The 17,547-nt window shown below is 58.1% G+C and carries 19 protein-coding genes; 8 read left to right on the forward strand and 11 right to left on the reverse strand.

Translation table 11 applies throughout. The features are described 5' to 3' along the window. Window positions 1–633: 633 nt before the first annotated feature. Window positions 634–1,026, reverse strand: coding sequence for a hypothetical protein (locus tag GQS65_RS04370; RefSeq protein WP_158203461.1), 393 nt, complete (start codon window positions 1,024–1,026; stop codon window positions 634–636). A gap of 65 nt (window positions 1,027–1,091) precedes the next feature. Between GQS65_RS04370 and GQS65_RS04375 the strand changes: the two genes are divergently transcribed. After that, window positions 1,092–1,631, forward strand: coding sequence for a transposase (locus GQS65_RS04375; RefSeq protein ID WP_158203462.1), 540 nt, complete (start codon window positions 1,092–1,094; stop codon window positions 1,629–1,631). Between the two features lie 202 nt (window positions 1,632–1,833). Here the strand turns inward: GQS65_RS04375 and GQS65_RS04380 are convergent, their stop codons facing one another. Further along, window positions 1,834–2,226, reverse strand: coding sequence for a hypothetical protein (locus tag GQS65_RS04380; RefSeq protein WP_158203463.1), 393 nt, complete (start codon window positions 2,224–2,226; stop codon window positions 1,834–1,836). Between the two features lie 672 nt (window positions 2,227–2,898). Here GQS65_RS04380 and GQS65_RS04385 point away from each other — a divergent pair. Continuing rightward, window positions 2,899–3,468 carry a hypothetical protein gene (locus tag GQS65_RS04385; RefSeq protein ID WP_158203464.1) on the forward strand — a complete coding sequence of 190 codons (570 nt, stop codon included), beginning with the start codon at window positions 2,899–2,901 and terminating at the stop codon, window positions 3,466–3,468. Between the two features lie 118 nt (window positions 3,469–3,586). Here GQS65_RS04385 and GQS65_RS04390 read toward each other — a convergent pair whose 3' ends face one another. Then, window positions 3,587–4,105, reverse strand: coding sequence for a hypothetical protein (locus tag GQS65_RS04390; protein WP_158203465.1), 519 nt, complete (start codon window positions 4,103–4,105; stop codon window positions 3,587–3,589). Between the two features lie 6 nt (window positions 4,106–4,111). Beyond that, window positions 4,112–4,276 carry a hypothetical protein gene (locus GQS65_RS04395; protein WP_158203466.1) on the reverse strand — a complete coding sequence of 55 codons (165 nt, stop codon included), beginning with the start codon at window positions 4,274–4,276 and terminating at the stop codon, window positions 4,112–4,114. A gap of 428 nt (window positions 4,277–4,704) precedes the next feature. Between GQS65_RS04395 and GQS65_RS04400 the strand changes: the two genes are divergently transcribed. Both GQS65_RS04400 and GQS65_RS04405 read left to right on the forward strand, forming a co-directional pair. Next, window positions 4,705–5,148, forward strand: a complete 444-nt coding sequence (locus GQS65_RS04400) for a hypothetical protein (protein ID WP_158203467.1) — start codon at window positions 4,705–4,707, stop codon at window positions 5,146–5,148. A gap of 134 nt (window positions 5,149–5,282) precedes the next feature. Beyond that, window positions 5,283–6,554 carry an MFS transporter gene (locus GQS65_RS04405; RefSeq protein WP_199268399.1) on the forward strand — a complete coding sequence of 424 codons (1,272 nt, stop codon included), beginning with the start codon at window positions 5,283–5,285 and terminating at the stop codon, window positions 6,552–6,554. A gap of 128 nt (window positions 6,555–6,682) precedes the next feature. Here GQS65_RS04405 and GQS65_RS04410 read toward each other — a convergent pair whose 3' ends face one another. Beyond that, window positions 6,683–7,027, reverse strand: a complete 345-nt coding sequence (locus tag GQS65_RS04410) for a four-helix bundle copper-binding protein (RefSeq protein WP_158203468.1) — start codon at window positions 7,025–7,027, stop codon at window positions 6,683–6,685. 355 nt (window positions 7,028–7,382) lie between these two features. Between GQS65_RS04410 and GQS65_RS04415 the strand changes: the two genes are divergently transcribed. From GQS65_RS04415 to GQS65_RS04425, 3 genes are all read left to right on the forward strand, one after another. Next, window positions 7,383–8,156, forward strand: a complete 774-nt coding sequence (locus tag GQS65_RS04415) for a DUF4396 domain-containing protein (RefSeq protein ID WP_158203469.1) — start codon at window positions 7,383–7,385, stop codon at window positions 8,154–8,156. A 6-nt stretch (window positions 8,157–8,162) separates the two neighbouring features. Beyond that, window positions 8,163–8,768, forward strand: a complete 606-nt coding sequence (locus GQS65_RS04420; protein WP_158203470.1) for an Lrp/AsnC family transcriptional regulator — start codon at window positions 8,163–8,165, stop codon at window positions 8,766–8,768. A gap of 176 nt (window positions 8,769–8,944) precedes the next feature. Beyond that, a complete protein-coding gene (locus GQS65_RS04425) occupies window positions 8,945–9,472 on the forward strand; it encodes a hypothetical protein (RefSeq protein WP_158203471.1) in 528 nt (175 codons plus the stop codon). A gap of 51 nt (window positions 9,473–9,523) precedes the next feature. Here the strand turns inward: GQS65_RS04425 and GQS65_RS04430 are convergent, their stop codons facing one another. After that, the gene (locus GQS65_RS04430) at window positions 9,524–10,168 is read right to left on the reverse strand and encodes a helix-turn-helix domain-containing protein (protein ID WP_158203472.1); all 645 of its coding nucleotides are present in this window, start codon (window positions 10,166–10,168) and stop codon (window positions 9,524–9,526) included. A 157-nt stretch (window positions 10,169–10,325) separates the two neighbouring features. Beyond that, window positions 10,326–11,237, reverse strand: coding sequence for an alpha/beta fold hydrolase (locus GQS65_RS22075; RefSeq protein ID WP_158203473.1), 912 nt, complete (start codon window positions 11,235–11,237; stop codon window positions 10,326–10,328). Between the two features lie 744 nt (window positions 11,238–11,981). Between GQS65_RS22075 and GQS65_RS04440 the strand changes: the two genes are divergently transcribed. Then, window positions 11,982–12,377: a hypothetical protein gene (locus tag GQS65_RS04440; protein ID WP_158203474.1), complete on the forward strand. Its 396-nt coding sequence runs from the start codon at window positions 11,982–11,984 to the stop codon at window positions 12,375–12,377. 174 nt (window positions 12,378–12,551) lie between these two features. Here GQS65_RS04440 and GQS65_RS04445 read toward each other — a convergent pair whose 3' ends face one another. The 4 genes from GQS65_RS04445 to GQS65_RS04460 all read right to left on the reverse strand — a co-directional run bounded on the left by GQS65_RS04445 (window position 12,552) and on the right by GQS65_RS04460 (window position 17,308). After that, complete coding sequence (locus tag GQS65_RS04445; RefSeq protein ID WP_158203475.1) at window positions 12,552–12,824, reverse strand: hypothetical protein; 273 nt, start codon at window positions 12,822–12,824, stop codon at window positions 12,552–12,554. Between the two features lie 57 nt (window positions 12,825–12,881). Next, window positions 12,882–14,252 carry a multicopper oxidase family protein gene (locus tag GQS65_RS04450; RefSeq protein WP_158203520.1) on the reverse strand — a complete coding sequence of 457 codons (1,371 nt, stop codon included), beginning with the start codon at window positions 14,250–14,252 and terminating at the stop codon, window positions 12,882–12,884. A gap of 64 nt (window positions 14,253–14,316) precedes the next feature. After that, window positions 14,317–15,465: an MBL fold metallo-hydrolase gene (locus tag GQS65_RS04455; protein WP_158203476.1), complete on the reverse strand. Its 1,149-nt coding sequence runs from the start codon at window positions 15,463–15,465 to the stop codon at window positions 14,317–14,319. A 58-nt stretch (window positions 15,466–15,523) separates the two neighbouring features. Continuing rightward, on the reverse strand, window positions 15,524–17,308 hold the full coding sequence (locus GQS65_RS04460; RefSeq protein ID WP_158203477.1) for a 5'-nucleotidase C-terminal domain-containing protein: 1,785 nt from the start codon (window positions 17,306–17,308) through the stop codon (window positions 15,524–15,526). Window positions 17,309–17,547: the final 239 nt, after the last annotated feature.

The following is a 17,547-nucleotide window of genomic DNA, read 5'->3' on the forward strand; positions in this document are numbered from 1 at the left end:
ATCCTAAGGTGTAGAAACCACTGCCGGTCTGCCGAGTTTCGGCCATCATTCTACCAATGTAGGGATTCAAATCCTGGTTCGGCCGATTTATGCCATTTCGGACGCTGTACCGTTCTGATTCACCAGGATGGGTGTGGTCGAAGACGCCAGTTCAACTTCTAGGGGTGTTGGTGACTGGTGAGAACTACTTGGCTTCGCGATGCATCACTCGCCGACCACTGTCGACTGCTCGAAACAGCTTCGGACCACATCGAACTGGTCCGTCGACTGCCGCTGGCTGAGCTGGTTGGTTACGACGACCGCCACCGGTTTGCCGCTCGCACGTACTGTCCGCTTCCAATGGTTCGGGCACATCTCTGTCGTGACCTGCTTGGACTGTCGGGGAAGGGGTTCTACGAGTATCTCTCGTTAGACAACCGAGCAGAGCGCCTCGGCTTCGACGCGACGAGATTTGGGAAGTACAACACCGCGCCAACGCGCCAGACGCTCACGACCGTCTGGGACGAAGTACTCACCGACACCACCAAGCGAACTATCCTCTCGCTCAGTCAGCGGCTCGTGGAGCACGCACACGAGAACGACCACGCACTCGACTGTCGACCACCACGGCGCGTCGACGACGACCACAGCAAGTCAGACCTGCGGGAGCGAGAGACCGGCGAGTTCTCCACCGACCAGATTCGTCAGACCGTTCGACTCGCTCGGGACACCGTCTTCGGTGCGTTCGACTCTGGACGAGCTGACAACGCCGTCTACCCGGATAGCCGATTCGCCGAACTGCAGGCGTTCATGTCGCTCAAAAACTGCGGCACGCCGCAAGGATCGCGACGGATGGCGCAGTTCCGCGGCGACGATGTCACCCCGCACGGCGATACCCACCTCCGAACGGTCGCGAAGTTCGACAAAGAGCGCATCCTCGACGGATTCACTCAGTCGGTGGTGAACCTCTTGGAGCGGGTCAACCACATCCAGATTCTGCAGTCGCCGGTCACCGTCGCCATCGACATCACGACGTGGCAGTTCCACGCTGATAGTGACTTCCCACCGGAGGTGAGCGGGACCGAGCACAGCAGTTCGTCAATGTCGACCTCGTGCTGGCGGACCGAGGATTCGAGTCTCACAAGGTCTACCAGACGCTCGACAACCTCGGTGTCTACTACCTCCTGCCAAAGATTTCGCGGTCGCCGGAGTTCGAGGTCACCGAAGAGATGGCCGACGCGGGCGTCGATACGCGAGTGAACTGCGGCCAACTGGAGACGACACTGGGGTGCCACGAGTGCCGTGTGCTGTACGTCCCAGAGCGAGACGGCAGCACACACGCATTCATTACCAATCGGTCGATCGGCCCGGAGCACGCCGCGGCGTGGGTCGAACGCTACGCGAACCGCTGGTGTATCGAGAACGAGTATCGCGCCATCAAACAGGAGTTCCTCGCGACGACCTCCTCGACGAGTCACGCCCTCCGGACGTTCTACTTCGTGTTCGGCATTCTCATGTACAACGTCTGGCGGCTCACCGACGTCCTATTGAAGGCCTCGGTGACTCGCGAGCTGACGACGTACACGCCCGTGTTGACGGCGGGTGAGTTGGCTGACTGGGTTGCGCTCCATCTGCACGCCGAACCGGACTGAAGGAGAGTAACGCGCCGAACATCCCGAGTGGAATAGCGACTGCTCTCTCCTTCTTGCGGCAGATCGGTACTCAGGGAGTGTTCTCTTGGTACTAGCCGGAGGAATCACATTTCGGGCGGCACTGATTGACCGATTCGACGCCAGCTGGTCGAGCATCAGGGGCAGAAGTCCGGTCGTTAGCGTTTACACTCCGAAGTCAGGGTCACCTGAGCTCGGAGGGTGGATTTCTGTAAACAGGTCGTTTCGGGTCAATAATTTCTCTGTGTGCAGCTGAGAGCCCACTGAATACCCGTAGATGGTATGCTATCCAGCTCACAGAATTGGTGTACAATACAGCCCGTGTACGACAGGGAACCTTCACAGGAGGATTGGGGTCCCCGCTGGTCATCAGGGTCTGGGCCGAGGCACGCCGCGTCGAGTCGACGACGTCCTCGGCGTTGGCGAAGGAGGTGATGTCGTCCTCGTGGACGCCGAGGTGGATGTCGTCGACAGTGATGTAGAAGATGCGCTCGATGCCGGCGATGGTCGCTTTGGTCGTGGTGTCGACGAGATCGGCCAGTCGAACCTCTCCAGAGGGGGTGGTGATTGGAATCATGAACTGTGAGTATCATACTTCGATTGTAATGTCCCTGCAGGCCATGCGACGAGTATCGCAATTTACTCGAATACCTACGCCTCACAGGTATACTACAACGCTCTTCTGAATCCCAGCAACCCGCTTTCGGGCATCAACAACGTTGTTGAGAATTGTGTTGAACGAACTGAGATGTTCGTCATGGGTGTCATTGAGTACATCTACGACTACGACAACAAGAGTAACTGGTAGACTAGAAATCTAGCAGCGAACTACCTCTATCCTTAGATTCGCTCTACTACAAACGATAGCTCGTCCGCTATCGAACCGGACTCCTTGTACGCTCTAAGCAGATATCTGGCCCGTTCTGAAGGAGCTTCCACATCGAACTCAAAGGTTTCTTTTCCCTCATTCGGGGGGAAATCTGACTCCAAGAAGACCTTGAGTTCGTTTTCGCTACTACCGGTTGTCTTCCGCTCAGTCGGGAAACGGCGAGCAACGAACGAGGAGATACGAACTATCCTGACGCGGTTCGCCAAACACATTGATCAGAGTATCGACGACTGGTTTACGATTCACCAGTTGGGAGGAGCGTGGGTCGGACGAGGTCTCGAAAATTATGCTCGGACTCTCACATCTCTGCCCGACCGTTGGCAGGGTGCAGACTTCAGCATCTATAAAACAGAATTCGGATTGTACGTCGCAGAGTTATCTGACAGCGAACTCGTATTCGTGCGGACAGAAGCCGACGACCGTGATGAAGGCGTCTCTGAACTTGAAATTGGCTTTGTAACAGACGGGCATCCGGTGCAGTCTCGGCGCTACACACAAATCGCCGCTCAGTTCGGGTTCGACGAACTGACTCCAGGCACTGACCGTGCGCTCCCTTCGCTGCGAGCAGGCTTCTCTGAGTCAATCCCATTGAACGTCACCGAGCGGGTTATGAAATCGGATCAGCTCGGCTCAGGCGATGAACCGTGGGTTGCTGGCGCGTTTGTCGAGAACCCGTTCCGTGACGATGCAGTGAAGCAAGAACTCTTGGACGGCACTCCCGAGGCAGTGCTTGATGACATCGGTGACCACCACCTGTTTGATTTTGAGATGTTGGAATCATACGACGAGTTGTACTGCGAGTTCAAATCGCACCATCCCGCAAGCGAAGACCACGACTATGAGATGCAGGCGGCATCGATTTCTGCACTCGAACGAGTGTTCGGCTGGCAGAGCTCTGCTAACGTCAGTATCAGTGCCCGGTATCTCTGAGGGCCTCAACTCGGTGAAAGAGGGATACGCCAATACAGAGCAACGTGTGTGCTGGAATTCGCTGAAGAGGTCCTTCAGGTGGTTGTGTAGCGGCTCAGATTTGGTATAACAATCGCGCCTATGGTGAACCCCAAGAGAGGTTTACGTCTTCGATGGAAATCGTTGACAGCCCATACTCTGCAGGACTCACCTGTGCGAAATCGGAATCATCGGTGAGAATGTGTGGTTTTTCGAATCGGTTGTTGTATGCCTGCAGGAAGATCGGGACGTCCTTCGGCTGGATCCCAAGCAGCTTTCCGAGTAGTACTGTCGAAGGCTCCGTCCGAGTCTCGTGGAGCGACAGTTCACGGACATCGCTAGGCGAAAACTCTGCTCGAATCGATTTGCAGTGAGCCATCACCGCATAGAGTTCTTCAAGCACGCCATCGACATCACGATTGTCTACTCGTTTTGACCGGTGGAGTCCCTGCGTGATTTCTTCGACAACATATGGGGTGACCTCAGTCTGGTAATCACCAGTGAGAATCCCCTCATTGAATATAAGCCGTTCACCGAGCGCCTCAGAATAGATCTCGACAGGGTACTCGGATGCTGTTGCTATGTATATCCAGACGTTGCTATCTAGGACAAGAAACATCCGCCGTCAGTCGTCGGCAAGAAGGGGAGATTCTGTAGAGGTGTCGTCCTCTCGAAGCGCCGCCCGGTCCCAGTCGAGGTCCGAATTGCGTTCTTCGAGACGAGCCTGAGCAGCGACTGCGTCTTCGTCGCTGAGGGCACGTTCCCAGAGGGTGGCTGCTTTGTCGCTCATAGTCGGTCTCTGTTAGTACAGTGGAGGGTAGTTGTCCGTATAAGAGTACTGGTCAGGAGGACAGCTCCGTACTCGCCCCGAGCTGTTGGGGGACTGGCTAACGGAGTATTGCCCACCGGTTGTGGGGCGGTCAACACCCCACGTTTCCGCTGTAGGTGTGCCGTATCTGGGCTCTATTTCCACCTCTGGGGTACTCTCGCCGCGACAACCACTTTCCCGACTTGCACTTCCAGAGCAGGAAGTGAACTTTAGCTCGCCCAGGGGGTTTAGCGTCAGAACCAAGCGCAGTTTTTCAAATGCATACTACCTACTCGCTCCCCGTACTCGCTCGTTGAGGTGGGAGGCTTTGCGCCTATATTCAGCTAATATCGAGAAGCACCGTATGAACGCGTCACAAGGTATTTACCCCGATGTACGCTCGCTGACGTATGCCTTCCGTCTTGAATACGGTTGTCGCACTTGCAGGTGTCCTCGTCGTGGTTGGCGCTCTCACCGCAGGGTTCGGACTGTACGAGCAGGCAACCAACACGTGCACGCCTGGAAGTAGCCTCCACATCACCCATCTCCAGCCGAACGAAACAGTCGAAGACACGCATCAGCAGGACTTTGAGAACCTCTCAGCGGACCAGCAAACCGCCCTTCGTGACGAACTTCCGGTCAACGACTCTGTCCGCGTTGAAGAGACTGGGTCGTACGATGGCATCATCAATACCGTAGTGACGTACCAAGATGAGCGATACTACATTGGCCGCATCGAGCACTCGGACTGCTCACCAGACAACCGATCGTATCTCGTCATTGGAGGTGGGGCGATGCTGGTCGGTAGTTTTGGAGCGGCTTTCGTTATTGCCATACGAGCAAGTCGGTGGTGAAATACTGTCACGACCGAGACAAGTGTGCCGATGAGGAGGTATTTCCAACACTCTGCGAGCAGTGTGTATGACCGTTTCATCAATTCAGTAATAACAGCTGATATGCTCTCCTCCTGTGTTGGGAGGGTCACTCAATGAGAGCGCTCACGAACGAAAAGGCATCTGGCCTGCCTGCAGGTAGAATTCTCAAGTACTACCTGTACAAGGCCACGAAGGGGGTCGAGTTCTATCGGCCGATTATGTATCTCTTCTTTCTCGCGCAGGGACTCTCGTTTACGGAAATCGCAATTCTCGAAGTCATCTACAATCTCACGACCTTACTCGGTGAGATACCGACTGGGTACATCGGAGACCGAATCGGTCGTCGACAAAGCTTGCTCGTCGGAACGACGCTGATCACTGTCACGCTCGTCGGTATCGGATTTGCCGATTCGTTTCTCCCGCTAGCAGGGCTGTACGTGTTGTGGTCGATGGGCTATAACTTCCGCTCGGGAAGTGAGGACGCATGGCTGTACGATACGCTCTCTGATGAGGATTCGACCGACAACTTCGCCCATATCCGTGGTCGTGGCGAAGCCGTGTCGATGGCGGTCGGGGTCGGTGCAGCAGTTCTAGGTGGGTATCTAGGGAGTATCGACCTCTCGTATCCGTGGTTCGTCGCCGCTGGTGTTACTGGGATGGGTATCATCGTTCTACTGACGCTCGACGAACCAGAGTCGTTCGAACAGGAGGAATCCGATGAACTGAGTCTTCGTCAGACGGTCGGTATCGTCAGTGACGTCCTCGGGCACCCTACGCTCCGGGCGTTTCTCCTGTACTACTACGTCCTCTATGCGGCCGTTTCGTACCTCGTGTTCATCTTCTTCCAGCCGGTGTTTCAGACGGTCGTCCTCGATTTCGGCGTCAGTCAGTCGCTGGTTGAGTCGCTGCTCGGGTGGTTCTACGCTGCCTACAGTCTCGTCGGTGCGCTCCTCAGTTACTACACCGGAGCGATCAAGCGGGTGGTCGGCCTGCAGACGTGGTTCGTGGTCTTACCCTTCGCTGTCGGTACGACGCTCGTCGCGATGTATTTCGTCCCGATTCTGGCGTTACCGACGTTCTTGTTGATTCGAGGACTCTCTGATGTCACTCGATCACTCGCTGGACAGTACATCAACGACCGAATCGACTCGCTCGGCAGAGCAACCGTTCTGAGTGCGATGGCGATGGTCAGCGGTCTCGCGGTCATCCCATTCCAACTCGGGAGTGGCCTCATCTCAGATACTGTCTCGCCACTGTTCGCGCTGGGTGTCGGTGGAATCGTTCTCCTGATCGGGTCGACCGTCATCCTCCTCTGGGAAACCCCCGTCACCGATGAACAGCCAGATACTCGTTCCGGGGGACGACATCAAGAAGAGCAAGTGTGAGCCCTGAAACCTGGATTTGAGAGATGCCGTACATCGAGTGTCGGCTGCTTCCTCAAGTGGAGTCACAAGGCATCACGCGTTTTCGAACCTGATTCATCGAGTGAGTCTATGTGTCTGATTGCGCTCGATCAGGCCATCATCGTCCGACAGCTCTCGGCGCATTCTCGAAGGACTTCCGCGCAGGTCTGGCAGTGGTCGGCGTCGTGCTGCTCGCACTCTTCAGCACAGGCCTCACACGCGCCTGCACAAGCCTCGGCGATGCCATGATTGTAGTCGGACTGCCGGAGACAGGTCCGGGCACAAAGTGCGGCGATGTCAGCGACGTCCCGACAGAGCCGGACGCACTCGGCCATCTCCTCGCCTTCGCCCGCACACTCGTCAGCGCACCACTCACAGGCCTGGACGGCCTCGAAACAGTCGTCGATGCAGTTCTGGGTGTTCTCGTCGAGGTGACTGAGGTCTTGCAGTACCATTGCCTTTCGATAAACGAGTGACTGCTTCAAGCGGTTTTTCGCTAACAGAATGAACCACCGTGTGCCAGCACTACGTTGATACGGTATGAGCAGACCTCCCACTCAGCGGTCGTGAGCCGTCCGTCGGACGAATCATCCTCCCGCAACTGGTTTAGGAATCGAAAGTGAGCGACGTCTGGACTCGCCCTTCGAAAAACAGTGTCCGCGTGGTCGGCGCTCATCGGAGAACCATCAATCGTGGGTGGGCACCAAACCGTCCCACGGGCAGGATCGGAGGTATCGCAGTATCGAACGTTGGCTTTGGAAGCTAAGGGGTAAATGCGTTAAAAAAGGCGTTCGAACACTGTGACGAGCAATGGTTGAAGATGTCGAGGTGACAGCGGCCCCACTGGCACAGTCGCCCGAAGGGATTGGCGGTCTCGTAAAACAAATCGAGCACACGCTGAAGCCGGCCCGGGAGGTCCTCGTGCCCATTCTCTCGGACCCGGTCATCGTCGGTACGTGGGCGCTCGTCGTCCTCGCGTGTGTCGGCGTGTTGTGGTGGGACCTCCGGTCGAACAACGAGCCGCTCGGGTCGATGATGAAGGGCGTCTGGACACTCGTCGTGCTGTATTCCGGGCCGTTCGGACTCGCCGTCTACTGGTACACCGGTCGAACGCAGATCGCACATGACTCGTTGTGGCGACGGGGGTTTCGCTCGACCGCGCACTGTTACTCGGGGTGTGGCGCGGGCGAGGTCGTCGGTATCACGCTCGCACAGGGGATCCTCGCACTTACTGTCGGGTGGGTCGCCGCCGTCACGTTCGGCTTCGCGTATCTCTTTGGCTACGCGCTGACCATCGGCCCGCTGATGCAGGATGGCGTCGGGTTCAAAGAGGCGACCTGGGACGCACTGTTGAGTGAGACGCCGTCCATCACCGTCATGGAGATCTTCGCCATCGGGACCGACCTCCTGTTGGCCGCCGACGCGCACATGGGTGAGATTCTGTTCTGGTCGGCACTCGCGTTCTCGCTGTCGATCGGCTTCCTCGTCGCGTGGCCGGTCAACGTCCTGCTCGTGGAGTTCGGGGTCAAAGAAGGAATGAGCAACCCTGCTGAGATGCGCGAGAGCGCATCGTCGGCTGATTAGATTCTCATGGCACAGTTCGATGACATCGACCGGCGAATCCTCGCGTTCTTGATGGAAGACGCACGGCGGTCGTTCCGTGAGATTGCCGACGAGGTCGACCGCTCCGCACCGACCGTCTCGAACCGGGTCGAACGGCTGGAAGAACTGGGTGTTATCCGACGGTTCACCGTCGATATCGACCGTTCGGCGCTCTCTGGGACCAACCGATCGTTGCTTACCGTCTCGACAGCACCGCGCACAGCATCCGCTCTCGGAAGCGAACTTGCTGACCACGATGCTGTCGAACACGTCTTCCGGGGAGTCGGTGGGAAGGTCGTGGCGACAGTCCTGATGAGCTCTTCAGACCTTGAGTACCTCCTCAGCGACCTTTCGGAAGAGTTCGACACTGCTGACTGGTCGGTCGAACCGCTCGCCGAATCCAAGTGGCATCCGCAACTCGGTGGAGAAGATGCGTTCGGCCTGGTCTGCACTATCTGTGGGAACACGATTTCCGAAGGAGGGGAGACCGTCGAGGTCGACAGCGGTGACCGCCATGCTGTCTGCTGTTCGTCGTGTGCGACGGCAATCTCCGAGCAGTACGAACGACTGGCTGCCGAAGAAGAGACACCGTAGGTGTAGACGCCACACCGCAAAACGACAGGAATTCATAACAGACAATCATGGTCCCCAACTCACCACAGAATCCGCGCACCATTGGTGGGATCGAGACGGCCCATCGTGAACTGCCACTCGTGTTGGCACAGTCTGCCCGTACCGGCGGATATGCGTTCGTGATGGGAGCGGTTCTGATGGGGCTCGCCTTCATCACGAACCCGGTGCCGGACCCTTCGTTTCCATGGGCGACCCTCCCCGACTCCATGCGCATCGGATTTGCTCAGCCACGAATCGAACACTGGCCAGTATCGTACACGGTCGGGCTCTGGCTCATCGTCTTTTCACTCCCGTTGGCCATCATCGATGCATATCGGCGTACTGGGCGACAGCGCTTCCCAACTCCGCGGTTATGGTTCACTGCGGTTCCCGTCGCGTTGATGTTCACACTGACGACGTACTGTCGGTTTTTCTGGCCCAAACTCCATCCAGCGACGTGGAACGCCCCCTCGTATACGCTCGTCTGCTGGGGGTACTGTTCGACGTACATCCCGCTCTGGAGTAACCTTGCGTACGCAGTTGCATTGCTTGGCGTCGGAGCGACGCTCCTCATATATCGGAACGCGAAATTCGCTACACACTCGCTTGCAATCTTCGGCGTCCTCGCGTTCCCACTCGGTATACCAGCTCTGTACGAAGCATACCAGCAGCATACCTCACTCTAGATGAAACGGAGTCGTGTTGTCAACGTGTCGTCCTTCTACAACCAGATTCGATTAGGACGAATCTGCAGTCGTGAGTTGACCGAACGTTCTGGCTTCGAGTTTCCGAAGGTGTTCTGAGGCAGTACTGGGTGCACAGCCAACACGGTTCGCAACGTCCTCAGCGGTCGCCGTACGGGGCGTTGCATAGTACCCCGTCGCCACTGCTGCGTCTAGCACCTCACGCTGTCGTTCTGTCAGGACCGACCGGATACCCAATCGAGCCGGGGTGTACTCACCGATGTGTTCGATACTAGTTCGGCGCTTCATCTCGGGCGAGAACGTGTCATATGCGGATTTGAGCGCGTCAAACGTCCCCAATACGTCGACAGTGGCCTCTGTCGTACTGTCGAACCGAATCGGGAGGGCGATCATGAGTCGGTGTTTTTCGAGTAGATTGATTAGTGCCCGTACTTCAGCATGGGGACGCCCATATTGGAAGATGTAATGGCGAGCACCGCTTGTACCGAGATGGTCAAATGCCTCCGTCTCTTGAGCGTCTTCCAACTGACTCAGAATCGCTTCGAGGTCGCCCTCCACCGCGGAGAGTTCCATGACGGTCCCATCCGGGAGGTACTGAACGTTCAGTACTACTCCCTGTGACGCTGCAGTGCTCGGCGAGAGGAGTGCCGAATCGAGCACGAGGCGGAGGAGTCGCATCGTATCCCCAATATCAACGGGTTCTGTGAGGAACCTATCGAAGCAAGATTGTCAACCCCACCTGGTCAGCACGAAGGGTCGATTCCTCACAGTATCAATCTATGTCCGAAGCCCCATTAGAAGCCAACGGGCGACAAGCGGCAGGTCGAGTGGATGGTCACCGAGAGGTTTGAACGAGACTCCGAAGAATTGTCTCGAAGTGGCGATAGACGAGCAGGTGTCCCTCGTCGGGATAAGCTCGAAGCTCACTCTGTGGGATATGTCGGGCAAGTCGCTCCGCCATCGAGAACGGTGCGTTTCGGTCTTTCCCACCGTGCCACAATCGGACAGGAACGTCGATATCGCCGACATCGAACCCCCAGTCCTGACTAAGTGCGACTAGATCGTCAACGTGGCCCCGGACCCCTTGCTGATACGCTGCCGTGAGTTCGCTCGTCATGCAACGGCGAATCGTCGCATCGTCCAAGAGGCTCTGGTCAGGTTCTGCGTACCGAGAACGGGCGGCGTCGATGACTAACGTGGGATCCGATTGGGATCTTCGAGCCATCGGACGTAGCACAAACGGTAGCAGTGCTGGAAGATACCGAGCTACCAGGAACCCAAATCGGTTAAATGTGGACATCCCTCTCGTCGTTCCCCATCTCACTGGCGCCATCCCACTGATGACCCCGACACTTTGGACCCGAGACGACAGTGAAGCACCGCAGGCGAGAGCATGTGGCCCACCGCCAGAGAGCCCGACGACAGCGAACTCATCGATCCCCAGCGTATCAGTTAGCTCCGATATATCCGCAGCCCAGTCAGAGAGCGCTCGATCGCGATGTTCTGTTGACTGTCCATATCCGGGCCGGTCAACTGTGATGAGGTGAACGTCTGTGTTCGAAGTGGTGTCGATAGTTGGGATACAGACGCGCGATCCAGGTGTTCCATGGAAGAACAAGACTGTTGTATCATCGCGGGACCCGTGCTCACGGTACTGAAGAGATCGACCATCTTCGAGTTCGAGAGCTGAATCGTCACGCAGCTGTCTCTCCGAGCGGGCCAAAGGAGAATCTGTGGGTGGCGTCATAGCTTCGAGATGGCTGAGCTACTCGAAAGGTCGCCTGCGCCGTATCTCTGGTCGTTTTTATACCGACCACTCAGGAATTGGTACTCAGGTATCGCTGGCAGTCAATGCCCATTCGGTCACCGCCCCCTACTCTTGGTTAGCACCCCGATATAAGACGAGCGTAGTGATGGAAGGTACCGACTCAGTCTACGGTCTGTGGATGCTCACTCTGGCCGGCCTCTGTGACCGACTCCGAGCGGTGGAACCAGCACAGTACTGCGAAGAGTACTGTCGGGAGCGCGATGAGTGTCTGTATTGCGTACTCGGATCGGTCCATACACATCGGTTCGAATGCCTCTCTCACTGAAATTGTTCTTAGCGGTGGTTGTGGTGACCTAAAGGTGGTCTACGAATGCGAACTCACCTCCGTATCGTGAACCACTGTCCAAAGTCGAACTATGTTCGCTCAATCGCTCACTGGTCTATGTCGACGTCGAAGGGCGCTGTGATGAGGTGACTGTCCGGTTTCGTCTGTAAGAACACTCGATAGTCGCCGGGCGTCGGAAACGTCACGTCGAACTCGACGACCCCTTCGCGCTGTGTCTCAGCGCGAGGGTGGACGTGGAGGTATGCGAGGTCACCACGCCGCAGTGCGACGAGATGGCCACGGGCCCCGAGATACGGATCCAAGTCGGGAATGGTACCATCGGCTCGACGGACGGTGAAGGAGAGTAAAGCCGACTCATCCGCGTCAATTCGGTCGACTTGCCGTTCGATTTCGTAGCCATCGGTCTTGACGCGAGTTGTCGAGTCCCACGTCTCGTCAACGGCGAACTCGCCTGCAGCGAACAGATCGAGACCGAGCGTCGTCGCTCGGCCATCGATAACGACGTCGACGAACGCACGATAGACGCCAGGGGATGGGAGCACCAGGCGCTCAGCGTACCACGTTCCGTCGTCGCCCAGCCTGGGGTGGAGATGCTGAAATTCGATGAGGTCCCGACGGACGATGATGAGATGACTCAGTTGACCGTGGGAGTCGTCGAACGTATCGATAGGTGTGCCGTCCGCATCGAGGATTCGGAACGCCCAGTCGACAAGCGTCCCTGGTTCGAACGTCGTGTCGTCGGTGACGAGTTGCAGACCATCCGCGGCGAGTGACAGGCCAGTGGCCGACGAGTGCGGTGGCGACGTAGGCCGAGCATCTGGTCCATCTGCTGCGTGGTCGTGAGGTGACGAGTGATGATTTCGCATACCATAGAGATAGGCCCGGAGCTATATCTCCAATCTGCGAGGTCGCCGAGACCACCTTGGCGGTCGATACGTTCGGGCCACTCAAACGGTGTCGTCGGGGGCGTGCTTCGATTGCATCCGTTTGACCTCCTCGGCGAAGCGTTGCTGAGTCTCAGCTGTATCGACCGACGAGAGGTCATCCTCAGAGACATCTTTCGCCGCAGTCACCGTCGACGTATCGACAGCGTGGACTGAGAGCTCCTTTCGGTACACGCGCTCTCCCGCAGGAGTGGCGTACTTCAAGATGATGAGGTCCCGGTTGTTGTACCCGCGTTCGACCAGCCAGACCCGAACGGTGTCCGATTCTTCTGCCATAGAGTGGTCCACGGTCAGAGGGCAGTTAGGAACTAGCCCCAACTCTCTCACAATCGATTACTCGACGTACTCTATCACACGAGCCATCCCTGCATCGAGGTGGTACAGGTTGTGGCAGTGGAACAGCCATCGACCAGGGTTGTCCGCACGGAAGTCCAGCGTCACCTCCCCCATGTGGCCAGGGACCATCACGGTATCCTTGATAGCGTCCCCGACCCGGAAGAAGTGACCGTGGAGGTGCATCGGATGGACCACCGGGCTTTGGTTCTCCATGTGAATCCGTACGTGCTCGTCGGGATGGATTCGGAGCGGGTCAGCGTCCGGGTAAGCCTGACCGTCGATGGTCCACGTGTACGATTGGCCCCTCCCACGCGAGAGCGTCAGATCGAACGTCCGGTCGGGAGTTCCATCGACGCCATCGAGTGGGGTAACCGCTCGAAGGTCTTCGTAGCGCAACCGAGTACCCGAAGAAGACGGCGTCTCTGGGTTGCGAACGCCATCCAACTGGTCATAGGTCAGGACGGCTCTGGCAGGTGGTTCGTCCCCGTCAAGCGCGTCCGCTTGCACGAACCATGAACCCGGATTCGTCGCTTCCACCACGGCGTCGTACCGTTCGCCAGCACCGAAGGCAAACGAGTCCACGGCGACCGGATCGACCGGCCGACCATCGGCGTGCGTGACGTTCAGCTCGTGACCGGTGATACGGACGCCGAAGACCGTCGCACTGGACGCGTTCACGAACCGGAATCGAACGCGGTCACCTTCGGTGACATCGAAGGTCGGTGGGTCTTCCGGAAGTTGACCGTTGACGAGCAACCCCTCGTAGGGAGGGCGAACGTCGCCCATCATCCCCCCACCCATTCCACCTCCTCCCATCCCTCCGCCGCCCGCACCCTCATCCGACGGTAGCGTCGGTTCTCCGGGAAGGTAGTCGTCAAAGACGACGACGTAGTCGTAGTCGTACTCGACGTGGGGATCGCGTTCTTCGACGACGAGCGGACCGAGCAACCCACGATCGAGTTGGAGGCCGACGTGACTGTGATAGAAGTACGTTCCTGCGGGTTCTGCGCGGAACGTGTAGGTGAACGAGTCGCTGGAAGCAACCGGCTCCTGCGTTACCTCAGGAACACCGTCGACGGAGTTCGGCACGGGAACGCCGTGCCAGTGAATCGTCGTCTCCGCGTCGAGGTCGTTGTTCAGTTCGACGCTCAGTACGTCGCCTTCCTGAACCCGTAGCTCGGGGCCGGGGAACTGGCCCTCGTACAGCCACGTCGTCGTGGACTGGTCGGTAGCTGGCCGAATGGCCCCATCACTCGCAGTGAGGCTGACAGTAGTGTCTGCATCACCCGTGACAGTCGGGCGTGGTGTGACCGCACTCCCATCGGCATCATCGCCGAATCCCGGTAGTTGGCTGGCACAGCCAGCCAGCCCACCGAGGGTGCTCGCTCCCACCCACTGGAGGAGTCTGCGACGAGAGAGCGACCGCGGTTCGTCAGGCTGCACAGTTGTTCGGTCCGAGTTCGAGCTCTGTCGCCTCACCTTCGTCGTCGACCGTCTCGTTACCGGTGTTGATGGCGATGACTGTCTCGTAGTTCGGCGGCTTTTCGGGCGTGTCACTGGAGAGTCGCTCAACGAACGACTCACGGTCGAGTCCGAGGAGGTCCAACTCGTCGCGCAAGTCTCCGAGCCGTGCCAGCAGTGGCTCGCCGGGAGCGCCATTCTCGTAGCGCCCGTCGTTGGTAACGGTGAGGTGTCCGGGGAGTATCTTTGTGTCTTCTGGGAGGTCGAGAATGGTGTCGTGCAAGGAGTCGTAGAGGAGTCCGGCCCCTCGCGACGCATCGTCCTCACCGAACTGGAGTTCCGTCCGCCCGACCGAGTCGACGAACAGCGTGTCGCCGGTCAACAGGAGTTCGCCGTCGACGAGGTAGTTCACCATCTCCGACGTGTGGCCGGGGGTGTGGAGTGTTTCGATCTCGATGTCACCGAGTTCGATAACGTCGCCGTCGGACAGCGCTTCGTACTCGTATTCGACGCCACGCTCAGTGGCCTTTTGTCCGAGGTGATACGGAACACCGACCTCGTTGGCGAGCGCCGCACCGCCGGAGATGTGGTCGGCGTGGACATGTGTATCCAGAACCTGCTCGATCGAGAGGCCGGCATCCTGAGCGGCAACTTTGAACTGGTCGGTCTGTCTGGTCGCGTCGACGACGACGGCCTCGCCCGTCCGTTTTGACCCGACGACGTACCCGAGACAGCCCTTTGCGCGGCGCTGGACCTGCCGGACGACGAGGTCGTCGTTCGTCGTTTCGATAGGGGCCACCTCGTAGAGTTTGCTCCAGTCTTCCATGCCACCTGTGACGACAGCTACGTCCTCGTAGCCACGTTCGTCGAGATCGAACGCGAACGGTGTCGAGGTTAGCGCCTTCCCGCACATCGCGACGATGGGTCGGCTCTCGACCATCGCATCCACCTCCTCGAGTTGGTCCTCGCTCAGGCCCTCGCGGGGATCGTACGGGACATTATTTGCGTCGGGCACGTGCCACGCCTCGAAGCTCTCCTCGGGGCGGGTGTCGATGAGCGTGAACGGTTCGTCGGTGTCAATCTTCTCTGCGAGTTGGCGGGCGGTGATTTTGTTGACCATCGTTGTTCTTTCGTTTTCGTCGTTCGTCGTCCGATTCCTCGGCGGCTCTCATCGCTGGCTACCGTTTCCGGTTTCGGCCCTCCTCTGGGAAGACATTCCCTCGGGGAATCATCGCCGTCTCGCAGTACGCGTCGCCAGACCGGTAGTCGACGCCCGGTTGGATGAACGGGTACGGTCCGTCTGCTGGCGTGTTCTGGACGTGACCACCGTCATCGGCGGACTCGACAAGCCCCGTTACCTCGTAATCGACGGGTGAGTGCGCATCGAGATACTCGGCGACGATGTCGACCGGTATCGTTCCCTCGTCAATCTCAACGTCTTGGAACGGGAATCCACAGTTACCGAGGTCTCGCTCGGGGTCGCCAGGTCGACGGTACGTCGCCACCGAGTATGTCTCCTCGGGGTCAACGGGGTCGCCGTTGACGCGCATCTCGACGAGTCGACGACCGCGCTTTGCTGTTGGGTCGACGGTCACTTCGACGTTCGAGGAGAAGTTCCTAACGCGACCGTCCTCCTGATTGTATGGATATGGCGTGAAGTTGTCTTCGAGAAACTCTTCCATGTGACTCGTTAATTGCTGGCCGTACGCGACGCCACGGGCGACGGGGGTCGTCATCGGGAAGAACGTGTACAACTGCTCCAGCGTGATGTCACCGGCCGGAATCGCCGTCCCGTACCGAAACCCGTGACAGACTGCCAGGTCGGTGTTGAAGTGTGCCTGGAGTGCATCGTTGAACAGCGTGTTCCACGCGCTCTCGAGGAACGACTGCCGGTAGAGCGGTGTCTTCGTCTGCCCGACGACCGTATCGAGCGGCTGGTCGAGCGTTCCTGCTCCTTGTTCGAACTCAGGATCGTCCTCGAAAAACGGTGCTCGGACTGACTCGACCGTCTCCGTCGCCGCCGGGTCGGGGTCGGGGGTGTACTCACCGTCTTCGGTCAGACAGTAGAGGTGATGACGGAACTGCACGCTCCCGTCACGGACACGGACGTCGACGCGACCGAGTGCCTCACCCATCCCAGACTCGACGACGACCGTCTCGGTCTCTTCTATGAGGATGGGGACGTACGTGTACTCGTGCGTATGAGCACTGAACATCACGTCGATACTACTGCAGTCCTTGGCGGCCTGGACCATCCAGGGAAGCCCTATCTCCGTGACCGCGACGACGACGTCCGCTCCGTCCTCGCGCGCTGCCTGTGCGGACTCCTCCAGGAGTGCAGGATGCTTCCCGAATCGGTATTTCCCCTCGTAGAACGCGGGCGCCATCCGATCGACGTAGATATTCGTCATCCCGACGACGCCGACGGAGAGACCACCGATGTCGAGGAGCCGATACGCATCGTACAATCGGCTGTCGGTCTCGTAGTCGTAGAGATTGTTCGCGAGCACAGGCGCGTCGAGGCCGTCCATCAGCTCTAGAAGCTTGCCGTCTTCGGCGGCGTCGTTCGAGTAATCCCAGTTGCCGGGGACGTAGACGTCGGGTTCGACGTGGTCGTTAATCGGATCGAGCATCGCCCGACCATCGGTGTACGTCGTGGCGGCCGCACCGTGGAACGTATCGCCGCTCATCACCGTGCACACCTCGTGGTCGGCACGAAGCTGATCGAGTTTGGCAGCCAGCAACGGGATGCCCCCACCGCGTTTTATCACACGGTCGTCGTCACCGAACTCGAAGTCCGGCGTGGAGGTCGGATTGTCGTAGTAAACCTGGTAGCGGGGCGTCAACTGGCCGTGAAGGTCGCTGACGTGTGCAAAGACGATATCGGGCTCGTCCCCGTTGTTGTCGACGGATTCGCCACCCAAAGTCCTCCACTCGTCAATAGCTCTCTCACTCCCGCTCATGCTCTAGCTACGGGTAGTACGACGCCACCCCATTCATGTGTTGTGGTTGCAATTCCAAACTCACTGTAAAATGACCATTGGCGCCTAAAACGGATTTATAACGTCTGTGCATTGCCGGACTCAACAATCACGGCTTGATTTAGTTGGGTAAGAATGCGCGATAGATGCAATTCCAAAGAGTAGGGATGATGTTGAGACACCTCTGTTAAGCACAAATCGCGTGAATCAGGGAGTCGAAC

It is taken from the genome of Halomarina oriensis, assembly GCF_009791395.1.
Lineage (GTDB): Archaea > Halobacteriota > Halobacteria > Halobacteriales > Haloarculaceae > Halomarina > Halomarina oriensis.